Source organism: Planctomycetaceae bacterium (assembly GCA_041398785.1).
Taxonomy (GTDB): Bacteria; Planctomycetota; Planctomycetia; order Planctomycetales; family Planctomycetaceae; genus JAWKUA01.
This window is the reverse complement of the sequence record JAWKUA010000007.1, coordinates 18,023-35,795: the sequence shown is the minus strand read 5'-3', so window position 1 is coordinate 35,795 and position 17,773 is coordinate 18,023. Positions and strand designations below refer to the sequence as shown.

Here is a 17,773-nt window from a genome sequence, read left to right as displayed (position 1 = left end):
CACCTGCGGGCCGTTAGTTGTCACGAACTTTCCGGCCGATTATCCTCCCCGCCGATCTTAACGCCAGCCGTGACTTTTTAAGGTGAAATGGCCACATGGACACGACCAACGGAAAACTGAACCGCAAGCTTCGCATGGGACTGGTCGGCGGCGGCCAGGGAGCCTTCATCGGTCGCGTTCATGCAACCGCGGCGGTGCTTGACAATCGCGCGGCGCTGGTGGCCGGTGCTCTGTCGTCGAACGCTGAACGCGCCAAAGCGTCCGCTCCGTCGTACGACATCTGCGAGTCGCGGGCATACGGGTCGTATGCGGAAATGATCGACAAGGAACTCGCCCTGCCCGAAGACAAACGGATCGACTTTGTCAGCGTGGCGACTCCGAACCATACTCACTTCGAAATCGCCAAAGCCGCCGTGGAAGCCGGGTTCAACGTCATCTGCGACAAGCCGATGACGTTTGATTTCGGTCAGGCGGAAGCACTGGTCAAAGCCGTCGAAGGCAGCGGCGTTGTCTTTGCGGTGTCGCACAACTACACCGGGTATCCTCTGGTCCGGCAGGCTCGGCAGATGATTCTTGCCGGCGAACTGGGCGAAATTCAGGCCATTCGATCCAACTACATTCAGGGCTGGCTGCGCAGCCGGCTGGAATCGGAAGATCAGAAACAGGCGGCCTGGCGTACGGATCCCGCCAAGTCGGGAGCCGCCGGAGCCTTCGGCGATATTGGCACGCACGCTTACAATCTGGGCCGCTACATGACGGGACTGCTGCCGGAGGAGATTTCCTGCCATCTGAAGATTTTCGCTCCCGGCCGCCGGCTGGATGACTACGGACACGCGGTGATTCGTTACCAGAACGGTGCGCTGGGGACGGTGACCGCCAGCCAGATTTCGCACGGTCGCGAAAATGACCTGTTCATCGAAGTCGACGGGACAAAGGGAGCCCTGGCATGGCGGCAGGAAGAGCCCAACGTCATGATCGTGCGCCGCAATGGTTCTCCGCACCAGATGTACACGCGCGACCCGAACGCTCCGTTCATGAATGATCTGGGCAAGTCCGCGTGCCGGCTGCCGTCGGGGCATCCGGAAGCTTTTCTGGAAGCGTTTGCCAACGTGTATCGGTTCGCCTACGACTCGATGGCTGCCCGCGCGACGGGCGGTTCGTTCGAACAGAAGGACACGATTTATCCCAACGTGTACGACGGCGCGGAAGGCATGCTGTTCATCCAGCAATGCGTCGCCAGCAGCGCGGACAACGGAGCGTGGGTGAAGTTCAACTACGCCGGGGCTCGACGGTAACCGAGCAGCGGGCCACGAGCATGGCAACCTGAACGCTTTGTAGCACGCCATCTTTGACGATGTGGTCTCCGTGTTATCGGGCGGGCGAGGCTCCTGCCGAGCCGCGTGTGCCAGAGGACGTCCGATGCGGCAGCGGATCGGCGGGAGCTTCGCCCTCCCGGTGGTTGCGTCGCGGGGGCGTTTATTCGGACACCAGCTTCTGCAGTTCGCCGCCGTCCAGCCAGATTCCGTGGCATGTCGGGCAGACGTCGACGACGACATCGGGGTTCAGCGAACTGCACATGCGGGTCAGTCGCGTGGAATCCCGCGGGCAGTCGCCGTGCTTGTGGTCCAGGCGTTCATTCTGTCGGCCGCTGAGCACCTTTAGTTCGCGTTTTTCGCAGCCCAGCAGCACGGACAGTTCCGGTTCATCGAACCACACCCCGCGACACGCGGAACACTGATCGACTTCGACGGAATTTACGCGGACCGGTTTCAGAACTCCGGTTTCGCACTTCGGGCACTTCATGGCGACTTGCCGCCGACGCAGATCAGGTGAGATTCCGTGCGCAGAAACAGCCGGCCGTTGGCAACGGCGGGAGTCGATCGGCTGGGTTCTCCCAGCGGGTTTCTCGCCAGCAGCCTGTATTCGTCGGAAGCCGCAAAGACCCAGACGGTGCCGTCTTCGGCGATCGCGTAGATGTGGTCGTTGACTCGAATCGGCGATCCCGAAAACTCGCCGCTGATGCGTTCCATCCAGCGCACTTCACCCGTTGTGGCATCGATACAACTGGCGTAGCCGCGATCGTAGATGCAGAAGACCAGATCATCCTTCGAAACCAGGCACGGAACATACGGCGCCTTGAAGTCACTGCTGTTTTCCAGTGAGTAGGCAACCTTTGCGTCAGGTCCGGGCTGTATCGCGACGATGTAGTTGGCCGAATACTGGCCGGAACCGTTGCTGCCGAAAATCAGCCCCGCCACTTCGATCGGCGACGACACGGTTCTCATCTTGAACAGTCCGTCGTTGACGTGCCAGTTTTCGCGGCCGGTCCTGGGATCCAGGCTGAACATGCCGTTGCCGGTGCTGGTGCAGATCAGTTCGTCGGAACGGCCGTCTTCGGACTTGCGCAGGAACGGGACGGAGTAACACACATTCATCGACTTCAGCGGAGTCCGCCAGCGCTCGTCGCCCGTCATGCGGTCAAACGCCATCATGTAGCTGTCACCGGGTTTCTCGCCGGGGTCAAGTTGGTTGGCCTGCTGAGAATCGTGCAGGATGACCATGTCTTCGTAGACGATCGGTGACGTTCCGAATCCGTGCTGACTCTGCCAGGTTCCCAGGTCTTTGCTCCACACTTCATCGCCGTCGTGAGTCAGCGCCTTCAGCAGTGTTTCCTTCGGTGTGGACCATGCCACATACACGTGCTGTTCGTCGACGGCGGGAGTCGAAGAAGCGAAGCTGCTGCGGTCGTGCAGATGATGAACGGTCGACGGGTATTCCTTTCGCCACAATTCCTGACCGGTTTCGGAATTTAACGCCAGAACGTAGCGAGTTGCGGTTTTCGGATCAGCACTCAGCAGGAACACTCGGTTTCCCCAGATCACGGGAGACGCATGTCCCTTTCCCGGAAGTGCGGCCTTCCAGTTGATGTCGGAGTCCGTCCATTCGACGGGAATCGTGGTGGCATCGCTGACGCCGGTGCCGTTGGGACCACGGAAACGAGTCCATTCCTGTCCCTGAAGTCCGGGAGTCACAAACATCGCGGGCACGACGAAGAACAGAACGGCGGTTCGAACAGACATTGCAAAACCTCACGAAAAGCGGTCAGCGGAGACGAACAGGATGATCTCACGAATTGACAACCATTGTCCAGTGACCGGCCCCGCAACGATGTCAGCGCATCGTCTGAAACAGCGTCAATGCCGGGGCGCGCGTCGGATGCAGGACGGATGCGGGACCGACGATTCGCTGGCGCCGCGGTTGCGAATCACGGATCAGCCACGACGGCTGAAATCCCCGCGCAGGAATTTCGATCGGCAGGACACTATCATCTCGCCACGAAAGGCATCACGCTACGAAAGGAGCCTTATCCCATGCTGCGTTCTGCGGTGACCATCACCACATCACTGATTTTGCTGAACTTAGCACCTGCCTGCCGCGCCGCGGATGTTGTCTGGCCGGGCTGGCTGGGGCCGGAACGAAACGGCTGGGTGAGCGTTTTTGAGCCGCCCGAAGAATGGCCGGAAATGCTGACGAAAGTCTGGCAGGCGGATGTCGGGACCGGGTACGGTTCGCCGCTGGTGTCCGACGGTCGAGTCTACCAGCACGCTCGGCAGGTCGAGGACGAAGTGGTCTGGTGCTTTGACCTGGCGACGGGCAAGGTCCTGTGGCGGAAGAGCTATCCCGCGCCGTTCACGATCGGTGGCGGCGGTGAGTTTCACGGGAAGGGACCGAAGTCGTCCCCCGCGCTGTCCGACGGCCGGCTGTTCACGATGAGCATCACGGGAGTACTAACGGCCTGGGACGCGGATTCCGGAGCGCGCCTGTGGCAAAGCAACTACGGTTCACGATTCAAGAGCAGTCAGCCGTATTGGGGAGTCTCCACGTCGCCGATCGTGGACGGCGATCACATCATCGCTCACTTCGGAACCGACGACGAAGGCGCGCTGACCGCTTTGGACGTGCAGACCGGGCAGGAAGCGTGGAGTCTGGCGGGAGACGGCGCGTCATATTCGTCACCGCTGCTGGCGGAGATCGACGGCGTGAAGCAGGTTGTCGAGTGGAATCACCGGGCACTGGTCGGCGTCGACCGCAGTACCGGCCGCAGGTTGTGGGAGTATCCGTTTCCGCACGAAGGCAGCAATCAGAACATGCCGACTCCCGCTCTGGACGACGGCCGCGTGCTGCTCAGCGGTGAAAATCGCGGGTTCCACAGTCTTCAGCCGCAGCTGCGCGACGGTTCATGGACCGTGACAAAGAACTGGAACAACAACGACGTGGCGCTCGACATGAGTTCCGCGGTCATGAATGGCGGCCTGCTGTACGGCTTTTCTCACTATGGATCCGGGCGACTGTTTTGTCTCGATCCAAAGTCCGGCGAAGTGCTGTGGCAGAGTCCCGGGCGAGTCGGCAGCAACGTGATGTTTCTGTCGATTCCCGGCCACGTCGTCGCACTCGTCGACAACGGTGAACTGCAGGTGATTCGCGCCACCGGCGAGCGTTTTCAGAATGTCGCGACGTACCGCGTTTCGGAAACGCCCACCTGGGCTCCTCCTGTTCTGCTTCCGACTCAAGTGTTGGTAAAGGACCTGCAGACGCTGACGCTGTGGTCGCTGACACCCGACGGCGCGGCGGCAAATGCACCGTGAGACTCGGTTTTCCACCGTGCTCAATTTCGCTAACGTGATGATCCACTTGAGCGACGCGTGCCTGGCGTCCTCGATTTCCCCGCCTTCCGATTCGTTCCGGAGACCTTCGATGAAGTTCCTGCTGTCTTTGTCTGTGGCGATGTTCACATTCGCTTCTGCCCTTCATGCCGCTGATGCTCCGCCGGATGGATTTCGGTCGCTGTTCAACGGAAACAACCTGGATGGCTGGCAGGGACGTTCCGGTGGAGTCGGCCCGATCGAACTGGGAAAAATGTCGGACGCCGACCGCGCGGCGAAGATTGCTGAATGGACAGCGGATGCAAAGAAGCACTGGTCGGTCGAAAACGGCGAACTCGTCAACGACGGTGAAGGCGCCTACCTGGTCACCAATGACGAATTCGGCGACTACGAACTTCTGATCGACTACCGGACAGTGCCGCGAGCCGACAGCGGCATTTACCTGAAGGGCAATCCTCAGGTGCAGATCTGGGATTTTACCGACCCGACCAAGTACGGCATTGACGCCAATCTGGGCAGCGGCGGACTGTGGAACAACAGCGCGGGGGCTCCCGGAAAGAATCCCTTCGTGCTGGCCGACAATCGTCTGGGAGAATGGAACTCGTTTCGCATTCGTCAGATCGGAGCACGCACGACCGTGTGGCTGAACGGCTATCTGATCGTCGATCACGCGACGATGGAAAACTACTGGGACCGCGAATCTCCGCTGTTTGCCAAAGGACCGATTGAACTGCAGACTCATGGAGGCGAAATCCGCTGGCGAAATCTGGCGATTCGGGAATTCACCTCGGAAGAAGCCAACGCCGTTCTTCGCGAACACGAAGCTCAGGCGTTCTCGTCTTTGTTCAACGGTACGGACCTGACCGGCTGGAAGGGCGCGGTTGACAACTATGAAGTCGTCGACGGAGCCATTCGCTGCAAGGCCGGACACGGCGGACTGCTGCTGGCCGAACCGGAATTCGGCAACTTCATCGCCCGCGTGGAGTTTCGTCTGCCGCCCGGCGGCAACAACGGGCTGGCGATTCGATCACCCGGTGACGGCGACGCGGCCTACTCGGCCATGACCGAACTGCAGGTTCTGGATACCGAACATCCCAAGTACGCCAACCTTGATCCGCGGCAGGCTCACGGTTCCGCCTACGGCATGGCACCCGCCAAACGAGGCTACCTGCGACCCACGGGTGAATGGAATTTCGAGGAAGTCACGATCAACGGCAGCACCATCAAGGTGGAACTGAACGGCAGCGTGATTCTGAACACTGACCTGTCGAAAATCACCGAATACATGGCCAACAGTCCTCATCCCGGCAAAGACCGAACTCACGGATACTTCGGATTCGCCGGCCACAACGATCCGGTTGAGTTCCGGAACATCAGTGTCAGGGAACTGCCGGAAACAGCAAAACGCTGACGTCGCGCGGAGGATTCCTGACAGTGAAACATTGGGGCCGGCTGCGAACTGATGCTCGCTGCCCGGCCCCCTTTTCGCGCGCACTACCCCAGGAAATTTCTGATGGACCGGAACGTTCACGGCAGGGACCGTTTTGAACAGGCCTACCATGGAAAGCCTCCGTGGGATATCGGCAGGCCGCAGCAGATATTCGTTGCCGCCGCCGCTCAGGTCGAAGGAGCGGTTCTGGATGCCGGCTGCGGCACTGGAGAAAACGCTCTGTTTTTTGCACAGCGCGGCCATTCCGTCACCGGGATCGACTTTCTGGAACACCCGATTGCCGAAGCCAGACGCAAAGCGCAGGAACGCGGATTGTCGGCGACGTTTCTGGTGCAGGATGCCCTTCGGCTGCACGACATCGATAGGTCGTTTGATTCCGTGATTGACTGCGGGCTGTTCCACGTCTTTTCTGACGACGACCGAGCACGCTATGTCAGCAGTCTCGCAGGCGTCGTCAGACCCGAAGGCAGATTCTTCATGGCCTGCTTCAGCGATCTTGAACCTGCCGGTGACGGACCACGGCGCGTGTCACAGATCGAAATCCGTGAAGCTTTTGCCCAGGGCTGGCATGTCGAGTCGATTCAGCAGACGCGCTTCGAAACTCGAACCGACGCGGAGGACGTTCAGTTCAGCGAAGGCGGTCCCATCGCGTGGTTCTGCGTGATCCGACGATCACCGTAACCAACCACCTCACGCCGGCCTACCCCGGCACAGCGGCAGGCAGAAGTCGCACGAGCGGACCGATGTGAAGGAGTGGGCCGATCGCGGGTTGGCAGACTTCGCGGCGGTTTGATCAGCCGACGGCTTTTTTCAGTTCAGCGGCCTTGTCGGTGGCTTCCCAGGAGAAGTCCTTTTCGCAGCGGCCGAAGTGTCCGCCGTGAGCCGTGTTGCGGAAGATTGGGCGGCGCAGGCCGAGGTGAGCGATGATGCCCTTCGGATTCAGCGGGAAGATCTCCCGCACGGCCGCCACGATTTTTTCTTCCGGCACCGACGAGGTTCCGAACGTGTCAACACGCACGCTGACAGGGTCGGCAACGCCAATTGCGTAGGCCAACTGCACTTCGCATTCAGAAGCCAGTCCGGCGGCCACAATGTTCTTGGCAACATAGCGGCCCATATACGCGGCGGAACGGTCCACCTTGGTCGAATCCTTACCGGAAAACGCTCCGCCACCGTGACGGCCCCAGCCGCCGTACGTGTCCACGATGATCTTGCGACCGGTCAGCCCGGTGTCGCCGTGAGGTCCGCCGATAACGAAGCGTCCGGTGGGATTGATGTGGTACTTTGTATTGGCGTCCAGCAGTTCGGCGGGAACCGCTTCCTTAACGACTTTGTTGATGACGTAGTCGCTGATGTCCTGCTGAGACACGTCTTCGGAATGCTGCGTCGAGACGACCACGGCGTCGATGCGGACGGCGTTCGATCCGTCGTACTCAACCGTCACCTGAGACTTGCTGTCGGGGCGCAGCCAGTTGACGTCACCCTTCTGGCGTTTTTCCGCCAGCAGGTTGATGATGCGATGCGACAGAGCGATCGGCAGAGGCATCAATTCCTTTGTCTGATTGCACGCATAGCCAAACATCAGGCCCTGGTCTCCGGCTCCGTCGCGATCGACTCCCTGAGCAATATCGCCGCTCTGACTGTGCAGCGCCTGGAAAACGCGGCAACTATCGGCGTCGAAACCGATGTCGTCGCTGGTGTATCCGATTTCGCGAATCACGCGGCGAGTCACGTCGACGTAATCAATCTTCGCCGTCGTCGTAATTTCTCCGGAAAGGACTACCAGGTCGGTCGTACACAGAGTCTCACAGGCCACTCGAGACAGCGGATCCTGCTCCAGTAACGCATCCAGGATGCCGTCGGAAACCTGGTCCGAGACCTTGTCCGGGTGGCCCATGCTGACGGATTCGCTGGTAAAGAAATAGTTCGCCATAATTTCGTCGTGACCTGTTGGAAATCGGAGTGCCTGGTGAATGCCTGGAATTGGAGCCGGGGAGTCTAAGGCAGCAAACAGGCCGTCACAACGAAATTGAGGCGATCGGTTTAATTCGCGACGGAATCCACAGCCATCACCCCAAAAACGGGAAGTCCGCGTCGGCTGCGCAATCCCGCATTTTGTGCTGCGAAGCGGGCGGCACACCCAGACCGATTTTTCGTAGGGCGGGTGGTTCGCTCCCGATCGCTCTGCGGACGGATCATCCCAGTTCGGTCGCCCGATACCTGCGCCCCGCGTTCAGTGACTATTCGCCGAATTCGCTGGCGCGGGGCATTGGGACATCGACGCGCTGCAGCCGCCGGTCCGCATAGTCACGGAATGCCTGCACTGTTTCGTCCTGTTCATCGCGGAAGAAGTCCTTGACGAACGACCAGATCCTGTCGGCGTCAGCACCCTTTCCTTCTGCCAGCAGGTCTTCGGCGGCCTGCATCTGCGTGCGAAAGACTTCCATGCGGCGGGGATTACTCATCAGCTTCTCGCGAGCGGCATCGATACGGCGATCGAACAGCAGGACGAACCTGCGCAGGTCATCGGGCATCGGCTGACCGGAGTTCGGTTTGTGCTCTTTGACAAAGTCGCGGTACTGTTGAAGCGCGGACAGAGGATTGACGGTCGCGCTGTCTTCGCTGTTGCGGGCAGCGATGTAGCGGCGTTCGTAGTCGTTTTCCACTTCGCCGAATCCTTTGGCTTTTTTCTCCATCTGAGCTTCCAGCTTGTCGACGTGAATTTCGTCGGCCCAGACTTTCATTTCACCGGCATATTTTCCGTCGGGAAACCGGTCGAGATATTTCGTGATGGGTCCTTCCAGAGCGGCTCGCTGAGCGATTTCGTCGCCCTGCATCGCGGTGCGAGCCTGTTCGTAAAGTTTATCTTCGCCGGGCGGCCACATCAGCCAGACGGTGACCGACAGCAGCGCGACCAGACAGCTTGCCAGAAACCACGTTTGTTCGTGAATCGGACCGCCGGCGGGCTTCTTCTTTTTCTTCCTTTGCAGAGTCTTGCGAAGATCCTTTTCGCCGGATTTTGTTTTTCCGGAACCTCCCACAGTGGTTTGTGCAACGACGCTGTCGCCTCTGGCGATCTTGTCCCGGATTTCTCCCAGACGCGTGTGAACCGCCAGCGCGTCGTACGGCCGGTCATCGGGATTTTTCTGCAGCATTTCGTCGATCAACTGATCCAGCCAGATCGGGCAGTCGATGGCTTTTTCCGAAACGTTCGGCGGCTCATCGTTCAGGTGCTGCAGCAGCATTTCCGCAGCGTTGCTGCCCTGAAACGGTGTCTCACCGGTCAGCACTTCAAACAACAGACATCCCAGAGCATAGATGTCGGTCTTGCGGGAAATCGGATGGCCGCCCTGGATTTGTTCCGGCGCCATATAGGCATACGTGCCGACCGTTTTACCCGCTGCGGTCAGAGCGGTGGCTTCGGTGTCGCGAGCGATCCCGAAATCGCCCAGCATCAATCGTCCCTTGCTGGTCAGAAACAGGTTGCCGGGTTTCAGATCGCGGTGAATGATTCCGGCGTTGTGGGCATGTTCCAAAGCCGTGCAGACCTGGCGTCCGACGTGAATGGCCTGTTCCCACGAAAGCTTGCCGCGTTTCTTCAGCACGTCCTGCAGCGACCCGCCGTCGATATACTGCATCGCGTAATAGCGCTGCTGGTTTTCCGTCCCGCCTCCGTAGTATTTGACGATGTTGGGACAGTCGAGCCGCTTCAGAATGTCGATTTCGCGCTCAAATCGGCTCAGCAGTTTCTGATCGGCCGTCAGAGCCGGCGACAGAATCTTGACCGCCACCTTTTTTCCCGTTTTGGGATACGTCGCCAGATAGACGACTCCCATACCACCGACGCCGATCTGACGTTCAAGAATGAACGGGCCTATCTGACGTTTGGGCATCTGAAAACCGACCGGAAATCGGCACTTGCCGAAAGGAAATCGGGGTGTCGCGTATGAACGGAGGCTGCAGCAGGACACACTTCAGCCAGGGCGGAAACCACATTTTGGCACAGCCCGTTCCGAGAAACAATCACTCAGCCCTGACCGAAGGCGCGGCCGTCTGCGGTCGTAACGGTTGCAGCGGCTCGCCCGATGGCACCGAATCGCTGCCGCACCGTCGCCCGTACAGAAGCGTCATCCGGCGGCAATCTCAATTCCGCCGTATCCGCACCTTGACATTCTGAACATTTCGTCCCAAGACTGGTGAATAATACGCTACCGAACGGTGGAATTTCGGAACATCGTGCTTCCGCTCCGCGATCACTGTCGGTGGTTTTGCCGCGTCGGGACAATCTTCAAACCTGCTGCCGGGAATCAGGTGGTCCCGGATCCTGCCGCCGCAGTCTGTCGCGTGCGGCCTGCCTGTCTGAGTCGAAGCCATGTTGGCGCAGTTGATACCCGTGAAAGGCGGCCCGCCGATCACGCTGACCCGGCCCATCACGGTCGTCGGTCGCAGTGTGCGGCTGTGCGACCTTGCGCTGGAACACACCAGTGTCTCCAAACTGCACTGCATTCTGGTGAAGACCGACGGTCTGATTTACATGCGCGACCTCGGCAGCACCAACGGCACACGCGTCAACGGGCAGCGAGTCCTTCGGGGAGCACTGCTGCCGGGCGATCAGATTTCGTTTTCCGGCGCTGCCTACCGAATTCATCTGGGCCCCGATCCGAAGTTATCCGCCGGATCGATCAACGAAGGAGCGACGGAGATGATCCCGATCATCACCGACAGCGCCGTCGGCGGTCCGCCAAGCCGCAGCGACGTCCGGTCGCTCAGCGATTCCGACCTGCTGCCCGCCGATTGACGCGAACTGTGCAGTCATCGCCCGCTGACTCGACTGCCGAAGTGCAGCACCGCGTCCGGTCCCGTGACGATGTGATCCCGGATCAGCAGCCCGGTCGAGCGTATCGTGCGGCAAAACGCGATTCCTCTTGCGATCTCCGGCCTGTCCCGAAATCATTGCACTGGATAACCACGTCTCTCCGGGAGTTCGCACGACCATGCCGCTTCGACTGCTGTTGGTTTCCTGCCTGCTGCTCAGTGGACGTATCGCCGTGGCAAGCAACACCGCCGAACTGCGGACTCGCCTGGTAACGCTGAAGGTTCTGGACGCCGCCCTGGACCTGCCGTGTCCGGAAGTTGATTTTCCCGGTGACGTGCCGCTGCCGGATATTCTGGATCTGTTGCAGCGGCACATGTCCGACGAAACAGGTGCGGCGATCATTTTTCACGCCGACCTGGTGGAGCTGGAACTGGAAGGCATCAACTCGCTGGACCAAGTGACCGTAAAAGACGTCCGCAGTCCGGCGGGAACCCAGTCGGTCCGTCAGGTATTGAAGTTAATGTTTGAACAAACGGAAGAGCCTGCCCTTACATTCGTGCCGTATCAGGGCCGGCTTGTGGTGACAACTCTTGCAAGGCTGAAGATCCGACCAGTATGGGCGAAACCCGGATCTACTTTCTCGGCGACTACTTCACCGGACGTCGTTTGAACGAAATCCTGAATGCGAGTTCCCCTGAAGCGCAGTCGCGGATGGGAGGATCGACCATCACCTCCGCTTCAGAAATGGCGGCCTGGCGAATTGCTCAGATCATCATGGCTCAATCAGGAAACGGCGATCCGCAACAGTGGATCGATGAAAACGGTAATCGCCGGATTGCCGTTCTGGGTTTCAGTCTGGTGGTGACGCAAACCTACGAAAACCATCGCCAGATCGATCAGTTGCTGAAACTGCTCGCCGGCACAACCAACGCCACCGCTGAGGCAACCATGACGACAACATCCGCGGCTCGCGACACAGCGGACGGCTCCGTCGACGATACCCAGCGTGCAACGTGGTTCGTGACGACGGCCTCAGGCTGGATCGTTTCGATCCTGCTCTCCGTCGCACTGTGGATGACGAATCGCGCCCCCTCGAGCTGATCCTTGCAGGTCGGCATCCTCGGCAAGGGCACGGCGCGTGTGCCAAGGTCCGTTGCGGCAGCGGCTCGGCAGGTCTTCAAAATCTGTGAAATCTGCGGACGGCTATTTCGACCGCGACGCTGGATCGCAGCACCTCCCACAACGTTTTCCGACCCGTCGCGATGTGGTACCCGCGCATGTCCGGGAGGGCGAGGCTCCCGCCGAGCCGCGTGTGCCAGAGGACGCCCGTTGCAGAAGCAGCGGCTCGGAGGATGTCCGTTGAAGCCTCGCCCTCGCCTCGATGGATGCGCAAAACGACTGACGTTGGTCGCAGCACGTCCCAAAACGCATTCCGACGGCTGCCATAACGCTTTCCACGGCTGCGCGCACAACTTCTTCGAAGATGTGGTACCCAAGGTGATGAACGCCCGGGAGGGCGTGTCTGGGGAGAAAAGCTGGAGACGCCGGCGCCGAATGGCTAGGCTATGGCCAGGGTGAGGACGTTGATTTCTCACCGTTTTTCCCGCCTTGCCGTCCGCCGTACGCGGCCCCGCCGACGGCAGTTCGAAAAATTTCCGATGAAAATACCGCATTGTTCTTCCGTGATTGCGTTGCTGGTAACGGCGACTCTGGCCGCGACGATTCCGTCCACAACCTTCGGGCAGCCGGCAGAATCTCCGGACATCTATGCACGGCTGAACGAAGCGGCTGCGGCGCAGGCGCTTGCACTGACTTCCGAACAGCAGGCCGAAGTGAAGCGGCTGATCACTCAGCGCGACGCCGAACTGGCGGCCGCCGAAAACGACGCCGCCAGGGACGCAGTCCGCCGAAACGCGGAACAGCAACTGAAGGCAGTGCTGACAGCCGACCAGCAGTCGAAGTTTACCGAACTGTTTCAGGAACCGCGGCTGCGGTTCAATTTCCGGTTTCAGAAGTGGGCGGATGTCCTGAACTGGATGGCAACCGAGGCGGAGTTGTCGCTGGTCATGGATGAACCGCCGGCCGGAACATTCAATTATTCGGACAACAAGGAATACACGCCGACCGAAGCGATTGACCTGCTGAACGGCTGGCTGCTGACCAAGGGGTACACTCTTGTCCGCCGCGAACGGCTGCTGATGTGTCTGAATCTGAAGGATGGCCTGCCGGACGATGCCATCCCGCGAGTGACAACGGAAGAATTGCCGTTGCGGGGACGCTTTGAATTTGTCAGCACACTGATTCCGCTGGAAGGCCGGCCGGCGGAAACGGTGCTGACCGAAATCACTCCCCTGTTGGGAAAATACGGAGACGCCAGAATGCTGGCGGCCACTCAGCAGTTGCTGGTCGCCGACGCGGCGTCCACCGTTCGCACGATCGCGGCCGTTGTGCAGCAGGTGCCCGTTCCGAAAAAGCCGGAACCGCCGGCTGCGAAACCACCGGCGCCGAAACCGGAACTGAAGATCTACCCGATTCAGCACGCGAATCCGAAACAGGCCGGAGAAGTCCTGAAGTCAATGATCAACGGTACGCTGCTGGTCGATGAAGCCGCCAACCAGATTTCGATCAACGCCACGCCCGACGAACACGCCAAGGCTCAGTTGATTATCCGGCAACTGGAAACGAACCAGGGACCGGACCGCCAGCCGACTCTGAAGCTGTATTCCGCACGAGTCCGGGACGCCGACGAAATGCTGTCGACTTTGAAGCTGATCGTTCCCGACGCTTCGTTCCGTTACGACGCCGCCAGCCGCAAACTGGTCGCCTTTGCAACGGCCGACGATCATCTGCGCGTCGCCGATTCTCTGGAACGGCTGCAGACAGAACAGCTCAGCGACGGCCCTGAACAACTGGAGGTCTATGCACTCGGCGAAGTTGATCCGACGGCGGCTCAAACGCTGATCACGTCGCTGCTGCCGGACGCGCGGGTGACTCTGGACAGCCGCACGGGAAGTCTGATCGCCGTGGCGACGCAGGCCGATCATGATGCGATTCTTCGACTGCTGGAACAGCTCGAACCGCGGGCCGCCGGAGCTGAACAGCCGGTCCTGAAGTCGTATCCGCTGAAGCCGAACGTCACCGCCGACATCGTGACGTCGCTGCTGCGTTCGATTGTTCCAAAGGCTTCCGTTACACAGGATTCGCCCAACCGCCGGCTGCTGATCACGGCCGCGGAGGAAGATCACGCGCGGATCGCCGCCGCGATTGCTCAGGTGGAAGCCGATGCCGGAGGCGAACGGCCGGAACTGCAGTATTATCCGCTGCGAAAGGCGTCCGGCACGAATGCGGCAACCGTTCTGCAGGCGATGCTGCCGTCCGCGACCGTGACATTCGAAAACGACGGGCGGCGTCTTTCGGTTGTCGCCACAGAGACGGATCATGCTGTCGTCCGGGCGACGCTGGAGAAACTGGAACAGACCGCGCCGGCCGACGAACAGAGGATTCTGAAGATCTATGACGTCAGCAGCGAACAGCGCCGTCGCTTCACCGCGGTGCTGGAAAGTCTGACGACGGAATTTTCCGGAATGCAGGTGCTGACCGACTCACAGCCGGGAGAGATTACGGTCTGGGCGAAACCATCGCAGCACGAAGTTGTCAGCAGAGTCCTGGGACAACTGCAGCACGATGTGCCCGCCGATGAAAAACCGAAACTGGTCGTGTATCCGATCACGAAGGTCGATCCGTCCGGTGTTTCCAGTGTGCTGACGGAACTGTTCCCCGACGCGAAAATCACGACCGACACGACCGCGCGGCGACTGATGATTCATGCCACGCCGGCACTGCAGCAGTCGATCAAACAGGCGATTGAGCAACTGGACAGCGACCTGTCGGGCGAAACGGAAATCAAGCTGATGGTCTATCCGGTACACGGCATCGATCCGGCAAACGCCCGCCAGTTGCTGTCGACGGAAGTTCCGCGAGCCACCGTGATTCATGACGCCACAGCGCACACGTTCATCGTGCGAGCCCGCGCGGAACAGCAGCGGCAGGTCGCGAAGCTGCTGGACGAACTGCGGTCGGCGGGCAGCGATCCGGCGTCGCAGCAACAGCTTCAGGTGTACGACCTGCGCGGTTCTGATCCCGCGGCGGTGCGCAGCATTCTTCAGCCGCTGGTGGATGAGGATGTGCAGTTAACGGTCGATGCCTCCGGTCGTCAGCTTTTTGTAAGAGCGTTCAGTGACCGGCACGAAGCCATTCGCCGGCTGATCGAACAGGTGACGTCCGGATTGAAGCCGGATCAGGCGCTGGATACCCGCACGTATCTGGTCGGCGCATCGAATGCCGACGAAGCTCAGGAAGTCCTGCTGGCTCTGTATCCGGACGCGACCATCGTGACGGACGACGACCGCAAACTGATCGTGGCCACCGCGACGCCCGAACAACACGTGATGATTGAAAAGATCGCGAAACAGATCGCGGGAAGCGGGACCATGGAAAACGCTCCGTATCCCGTCGTTTACGAAACCAGGAACGTCGACGCCAGCCGAGCGGAAGATCTGCTGGACGATCTGTTCCGGCCGGCCGACGGAGTCCGGCTGTCCGTCAATCAGCAGTCGCAGCGGCTGGTCGCGATCGCTCGCGAAGACCAGCACGCGCTGATTCGCAGCCTGCTGGAACAATTCGACGGGGAACCGATCCCGGAGAAAGAAAAGCAGCTCGCCGCGTACCGAGTCGCGCCGCTGGATGCGCTGACGGTGAAGGAAATTCTGGAACCGCTGGTTTCGCCGGACACGAAGATTTCCGCCGGACGCCGGGCCACGGATATCCTTGTCAGTGCTCCCGCCGACGAACAGGCCAGGATCGCCGCACTGCTTCAGGAAATGACAATGCCTCGCGCCGGCGGCAGTGACTCGGAAACGCGGACGTACCGGCTTTCGCGAGGTGACGCTGACGAAGCTCAGGAGGCTCTGACTGCGCTGTTTCCGGATGCTGTGCTGGTGACCGATACCGGTCGCGAAGTTCTGATCGCCACTGCCTCGCCCGAACAGCACCAGACCATCGAACAGGTCGTAAAGCAGATGACCGGCGAACTTCGGACCGACGGCGGACCTCAGCCGAAAGCCTACCGGCTGAACCAGGCCGATGGTGATACGGTCAAGGACGTCATCCAGGAACTCTTCGACAACGATCGCAGCGTCAGCGTATCGCTCGACCGTCGCAGTCGGACGGTCGTTGTCATCGCCCGTTCAGAACAACATGCACTGATCGAAGGACTGCTGCGGGAACTCGACCCGCAAGACGCGGACAGTGCCTACACACTTCAGGTGTATTCCACCGAAGGTCTGGACGTCAGCCAGGTGCGGCAGGTGATCGAAGATCTGCTGGCGGACCAGTTTCGCAACTCGAAGGTCCGCATGGAATCCGTTACCGGCAACCTGTTCGTCACAACGACTCGCGAAGGACACGATCTGACGCAACAGGCGCTGGATCAGTTCGGCAAACCGAAAGCCCGCCGGACGGAGGTGTTCCGGCTTTCGTTTCTGGAACCTCAGGCCGCGCAATCGGCTGTCGAGACAATGATCGCGGACCCGTCCGGCAACAAGCTCAACGAACCGCTCGTCCAAGCCGACGACGACCTGCAGCAATTGTGGGTCCAGGCGTCCGAAGAACAGATCACCGAAATCCGGTCACTGCTGGTGAAGATGGGAGAAGCCGGACTGGACACGGACACCGGCGCGTCCGGCAGACGAACTCTGCGCGTTGTGCCGTTTGGCGACGATGCCGAGGAAGCCGTGGATCGCATTCAGGATCTGTGGCCGCGAATCCGCCGAAACCCGATTCGAATCCTGAAGCCGGGGAATGCGTCGCAGCTTCGCGGATCTCACTTTTCGGTTCCCGTGGAGCAAATCACCGACGCGGAAAGCGCTGCTCCGAACGAAGAAGCGGACACAACTCTCGTCGCGGAAGAGCAATCGTCCGACGAACAGCCACCCGCGATTGTCATCGTCCCCGGCGACGGAAAAATCACGATCGCGTCCGACGACATCGACGCGCTGGACCAGATGGAGGCTCTGTTGCGAGCGGTCAATTCGCAGTCCGCCGGAATTCGCAATCGTGACTTCAGCGTGTATCAGTTTCGCAATGCGGGAGCGTCCGACGTGGCGGCGACGCTGCAGCAGATCTTCGACGATCCGCGAAGTCTGGTGACGTTCGGCGAAGTTGTTCTGGTCCCGGACGAACGCCTGAACGCTCTGATCGTCCATGCCAGCCGAACCGACCGTTCCCGGATTGCACAACTGCTGGAGATCCTGGATTCGGATAAGCTGGAAGACACTCAGCGCGCGTTTCGGACGGACGTTGTGCCGTTGCTGTATGCCGATGCGGAGCGAATAAAGCGGGTTCTGGAAGGCGTCTACAAGGCTCAAATGACGGCCGGCGGTGCGCGCAGCGCGATTTCGATTCCCAAGGGAGTCCCGTCCGACGTGGCGTCCGTGTTGCGCCAGATCAACGCCGCCGCATCGTCACCGCTGCTGACTGTGGAAGTCCAGGCAGAAACGAACTCGCTGGTCGTGAAGGCTCCCGAAGCACTGATGGCGGAAGTCAGTGAATTGATCGATCGTCTGGATGAGGCCGCACGAACAAACCGGTCCCGCGGACTGAAGCTGGTTCCCCTGAAACGGACGAATTCAGCACGCGTGATGAAGATCCTTGGTAACGTGCTGGATTAGACCGGATCTTTTCGGTTCAACGCGGCGACCGGTCGTGGCAGAGACTCGGGTCGGTGGACCGCGCTGATGATCGTGACGGGCGCTGTCGATGTTGCCAGGGGTTCTCAGGCTCTTT

The 17,773-nt window shown here is 60.1% G+C and carries 12 protein-coding genes; 8 read left to right on the top strand and 4 right to left on the bottom strand.

Going from position 1 to position 17,773, the window contains the following annotated elements; genetic code table 11:
• Positions 1 to 95: 95 nt before the first annotated feature.
• Positions 96 to 1,295: a Gfo/Idh/MocA family oxidoreductase gene (locus tag R3C19_09985; GenBank protein ID MEZ6060681.1), complete on the top strand. Its 1,200-nt coding sequence runs from the start codon at positions 96 to 98 to the stop codon at positions 1,293 to 1,295.
• 181 nt (positions 1,296 to 1,476) lie between these two features.
• On the opposite strand, the gene R3C19_09980 is transcribed toward R3C19_09985, so the two are convergent.
• Both R3C19_09980 and R3C19_09975 read right to left on the bottom strand, forming a co-directional pair.
• Positions 1,477 to 1,803, bottom strand: a complete 327-nt coding sequence (locus tag R3C19_09980; protein MEZ6060680.1) for a zf-TFIIB domain-containing protein — start codon at positions 1,801 to 1,803, stop codon at positions 1,477 to 1,479.
• Positions 1,800 to 3,080, bottom strand: coding sequence for a PQQ-binding-like beta-propeller repeat protein (locus R3C19_09975; GenBank protein MEZ6060679.1), 1,281 nt, complete (start codon positions 3,078 to 3,080; stop codon positions 1,800 to 1,802). Before R3C19_09975 ends, R3C19_09980 begins: the two co-directional genes overlap by 4 nt.
• A 291-nt stretch (positions 3,081 to 3,371) precedes the next feature.
• Between R3C19_09975 and R3C19_09970 the strand changes: the two genes are divergently transcribed.
• From R3C19_09970 to R3C19_09960, 3 genes are all read left to right on the top strand, one after another.
• A complete protein-coding gene (locus R3C19_09970) occupies positions 3,372 to 4,646 on the top strand; it encodes a PQQ-binding-like beta-propeller repeat protein (GenBank protein ID MEZ6060678.1) in 1,275 nt (424 codons plus the stop codon).
• Positions 4,647 to 4,755: 109 nt separating this feature from the next.
• Complete coding sequence (locus R3C19_09965; GenBank protein MEZ6060677.1) at positions 4,756 to 6,075, top strand: DUF1080 domain-containing protein; 1,320 nt, start codon at positions 4,756 to 4,758, stop codon at positions 6,073 to 6,075.
• Between the two features lie 102 nt (positions 6,076 to 6,177).
• Complete coding sequence (locus R3C19_09960) at positions 6,178 to 6,795, top strand: class I SAM-dependent methyltransferase (protein ID MEZ6060676.1); 618 nt, start codon at positions 6,178 to 6,180, stop codon at positions 6,793 to 6,795.
• A gap of 112 nt (positions 6,796 to 6,907) precedes the next feature.
• On the opposite strand, the gene metK is transcribed toward R3C19_09960, so the two are convergent.
• Both metK and R3C19_09950 read right to left on the bottom strand, forming a co-directional pair.
• On the bottom strand, positions 6,908 to 8,047 hold the full coding sequence (gene metK / locus R3C19_09955; protein ID MEZ6060675.1) for a methionine adenosyltransferase: 1,140 nt from the start codon (positions 8,045 to 8,047) through the stop codon (positions 6,908 to 6,910).
• Between the two features lie 307 nt (positions 8,048 to 8,354).
• Positions 8,355 to 10,007 carry a serine/threonine-protein kinase gene (locus R3C19_09950; GenBank protein ID MEZ6060674.1) on the bottom strand — a complete coding sequence of 551 codons (1,653 nt, stop codon included), beginning with the start codon at positions 10,005 to 10,007 and terminating at the stop codon, positions 8,355 to 8,357.
• A 479-nt stretch (positions 10,008 to 10,486) separates the two neighbouring features.
• Here R3C19_09950 and R3C19_09945 point away from each other — a divergent pair, with 479 nt between their 5' ends.
• The 4 genes from R3C19_09945 (at position 10,487) to R3C19_09930 (ending at position 17,658) form a co-directional block, all read left to right on the top strand.
• Positions 10,487 to 10,912: an FHA domain-containing protein gene (locus tag R3C19_09945; protein MEZ6060673.1), complete on the top strand. Its 426-nt coding sequence runs from the start codon at positions 10,487 to 10,489 to the stop codon at positions 10,910 to 10,912.
• Positions 10,913 to 11,162: 250 nt separating this feature from the next.
• Positions 11,163 to 11,600: a hypothetical protein gene (locus tag R3C19_09940; protein MEZ6060672.1), complete on the top strand. Its 438-nt coding sequence runs from the start codon at positions 11,163 to 11,165 to the stop codon at positions 11,598 to 11,600.
• Positions 11,546 to 12,031, top strand: a complete 486-nt coding sequence (locus R3C19_09935; GenBank protein MEZ6060671.1) for a hypothetical protein — start codon at positions 11,546 to 11,548, stop codon at positions 12,029 to 12,031. Before R3C19_09940 ends, R3C19_09935 begins: the two co-directional genes overlap by 55 nt.
• Positions 12,032 to 12,588: 557 nt before the next feature.
• Complete coding sequence (locus tag R3C19_09930; GenBank protein MEZ6060670.1) at positions 12,589 to 17,658, top strand: secretin N-terminal domain-containing protein; 5,070 nt, start codon at positions 12,589 to 12,591, stop codon at positions 17,656 to 17,658.
• Positions 17,659 to 17,773 lie beyond the last annotated feature (115 nt).

Bases quoted from the DNA above. Each gene is read 5' to 3' on its own strand.
- R3C19_09965 (MEZ6060677.1), top strand. From the start codon at position 4,756: ATGAAGTTCCTGCTGTCTTTGTCTGTGGCGATGTTCACATTCGCTTCT.
- R3C19_09970 (MEZ6060678.1), top strand. From the start codon at position 3,372: ATGCTGCGTTCTGCGGTGACCATCACCACATCACTGATTTTGCTGAAC.
- R3C19_09935 (MEZ6060671.1), top strand. From the start codon at position 11,546: ATGGGCGAAACCCGGATCTACTTTCTCGGCGACTACTTCACCGGACGT.
- R3C19_09985 (MEZ6060681.1), top strand. From the start codon at position 96: ATGGACACGACCAACGGAAAACTGAACCGCAAGCTTCGCATGGGACTG.
- R3C19_09960 (MEZ6060676.1), top strand. From the start codon at position 6,178: ATGGACCGGAACGTTCACGGCAGGGACCGTTTTGAACAGGCCTACCAT.
- R3C19_09930 (MEZ6060670.1), top strand. From the start codon at position 12,589: ATGAAAATACCGCATTGTTCTTCCGTGATTGCGTTGCTGGTAACGGCG.
- R3C19_09945 (MEZ6060673.1), top strand. From the start codon at position 10,487: ATGTTGGCGCAGTTGATACCCGTGAAAGGCGGCCCGCCGATCACGCTG.
- R3C19_09980 (MEZ6060680.1), bottom strand. From the start codon at position 1,803: ATGAAGTGCCCGAAGTGCGAAACCGGAGTTCTGAAACCGGTCCGCGTA.
- R3C19_09950 (MEZ6060674.1), bottom strand. From the start codon at position 10,007: ATGCCCAAACGTCAGATAGGCCCGTTCATTCTTGAACGTCAGATCGGC.
- R3C19_09975 (MEZ6060679.1), bottom strand. From the start codon at position 3,080: ATGTCTGTTCGAACCGCCGTTCTGTTCTTCGTCGTGCCCGCGATGTTT.
- metK (MEZ6060675.1), bottom strand. From the start codon at position 8,047: ATGGCGAACTATTTCTTTACCAGCGAATCCGTCAGCATGGGCCACCCG.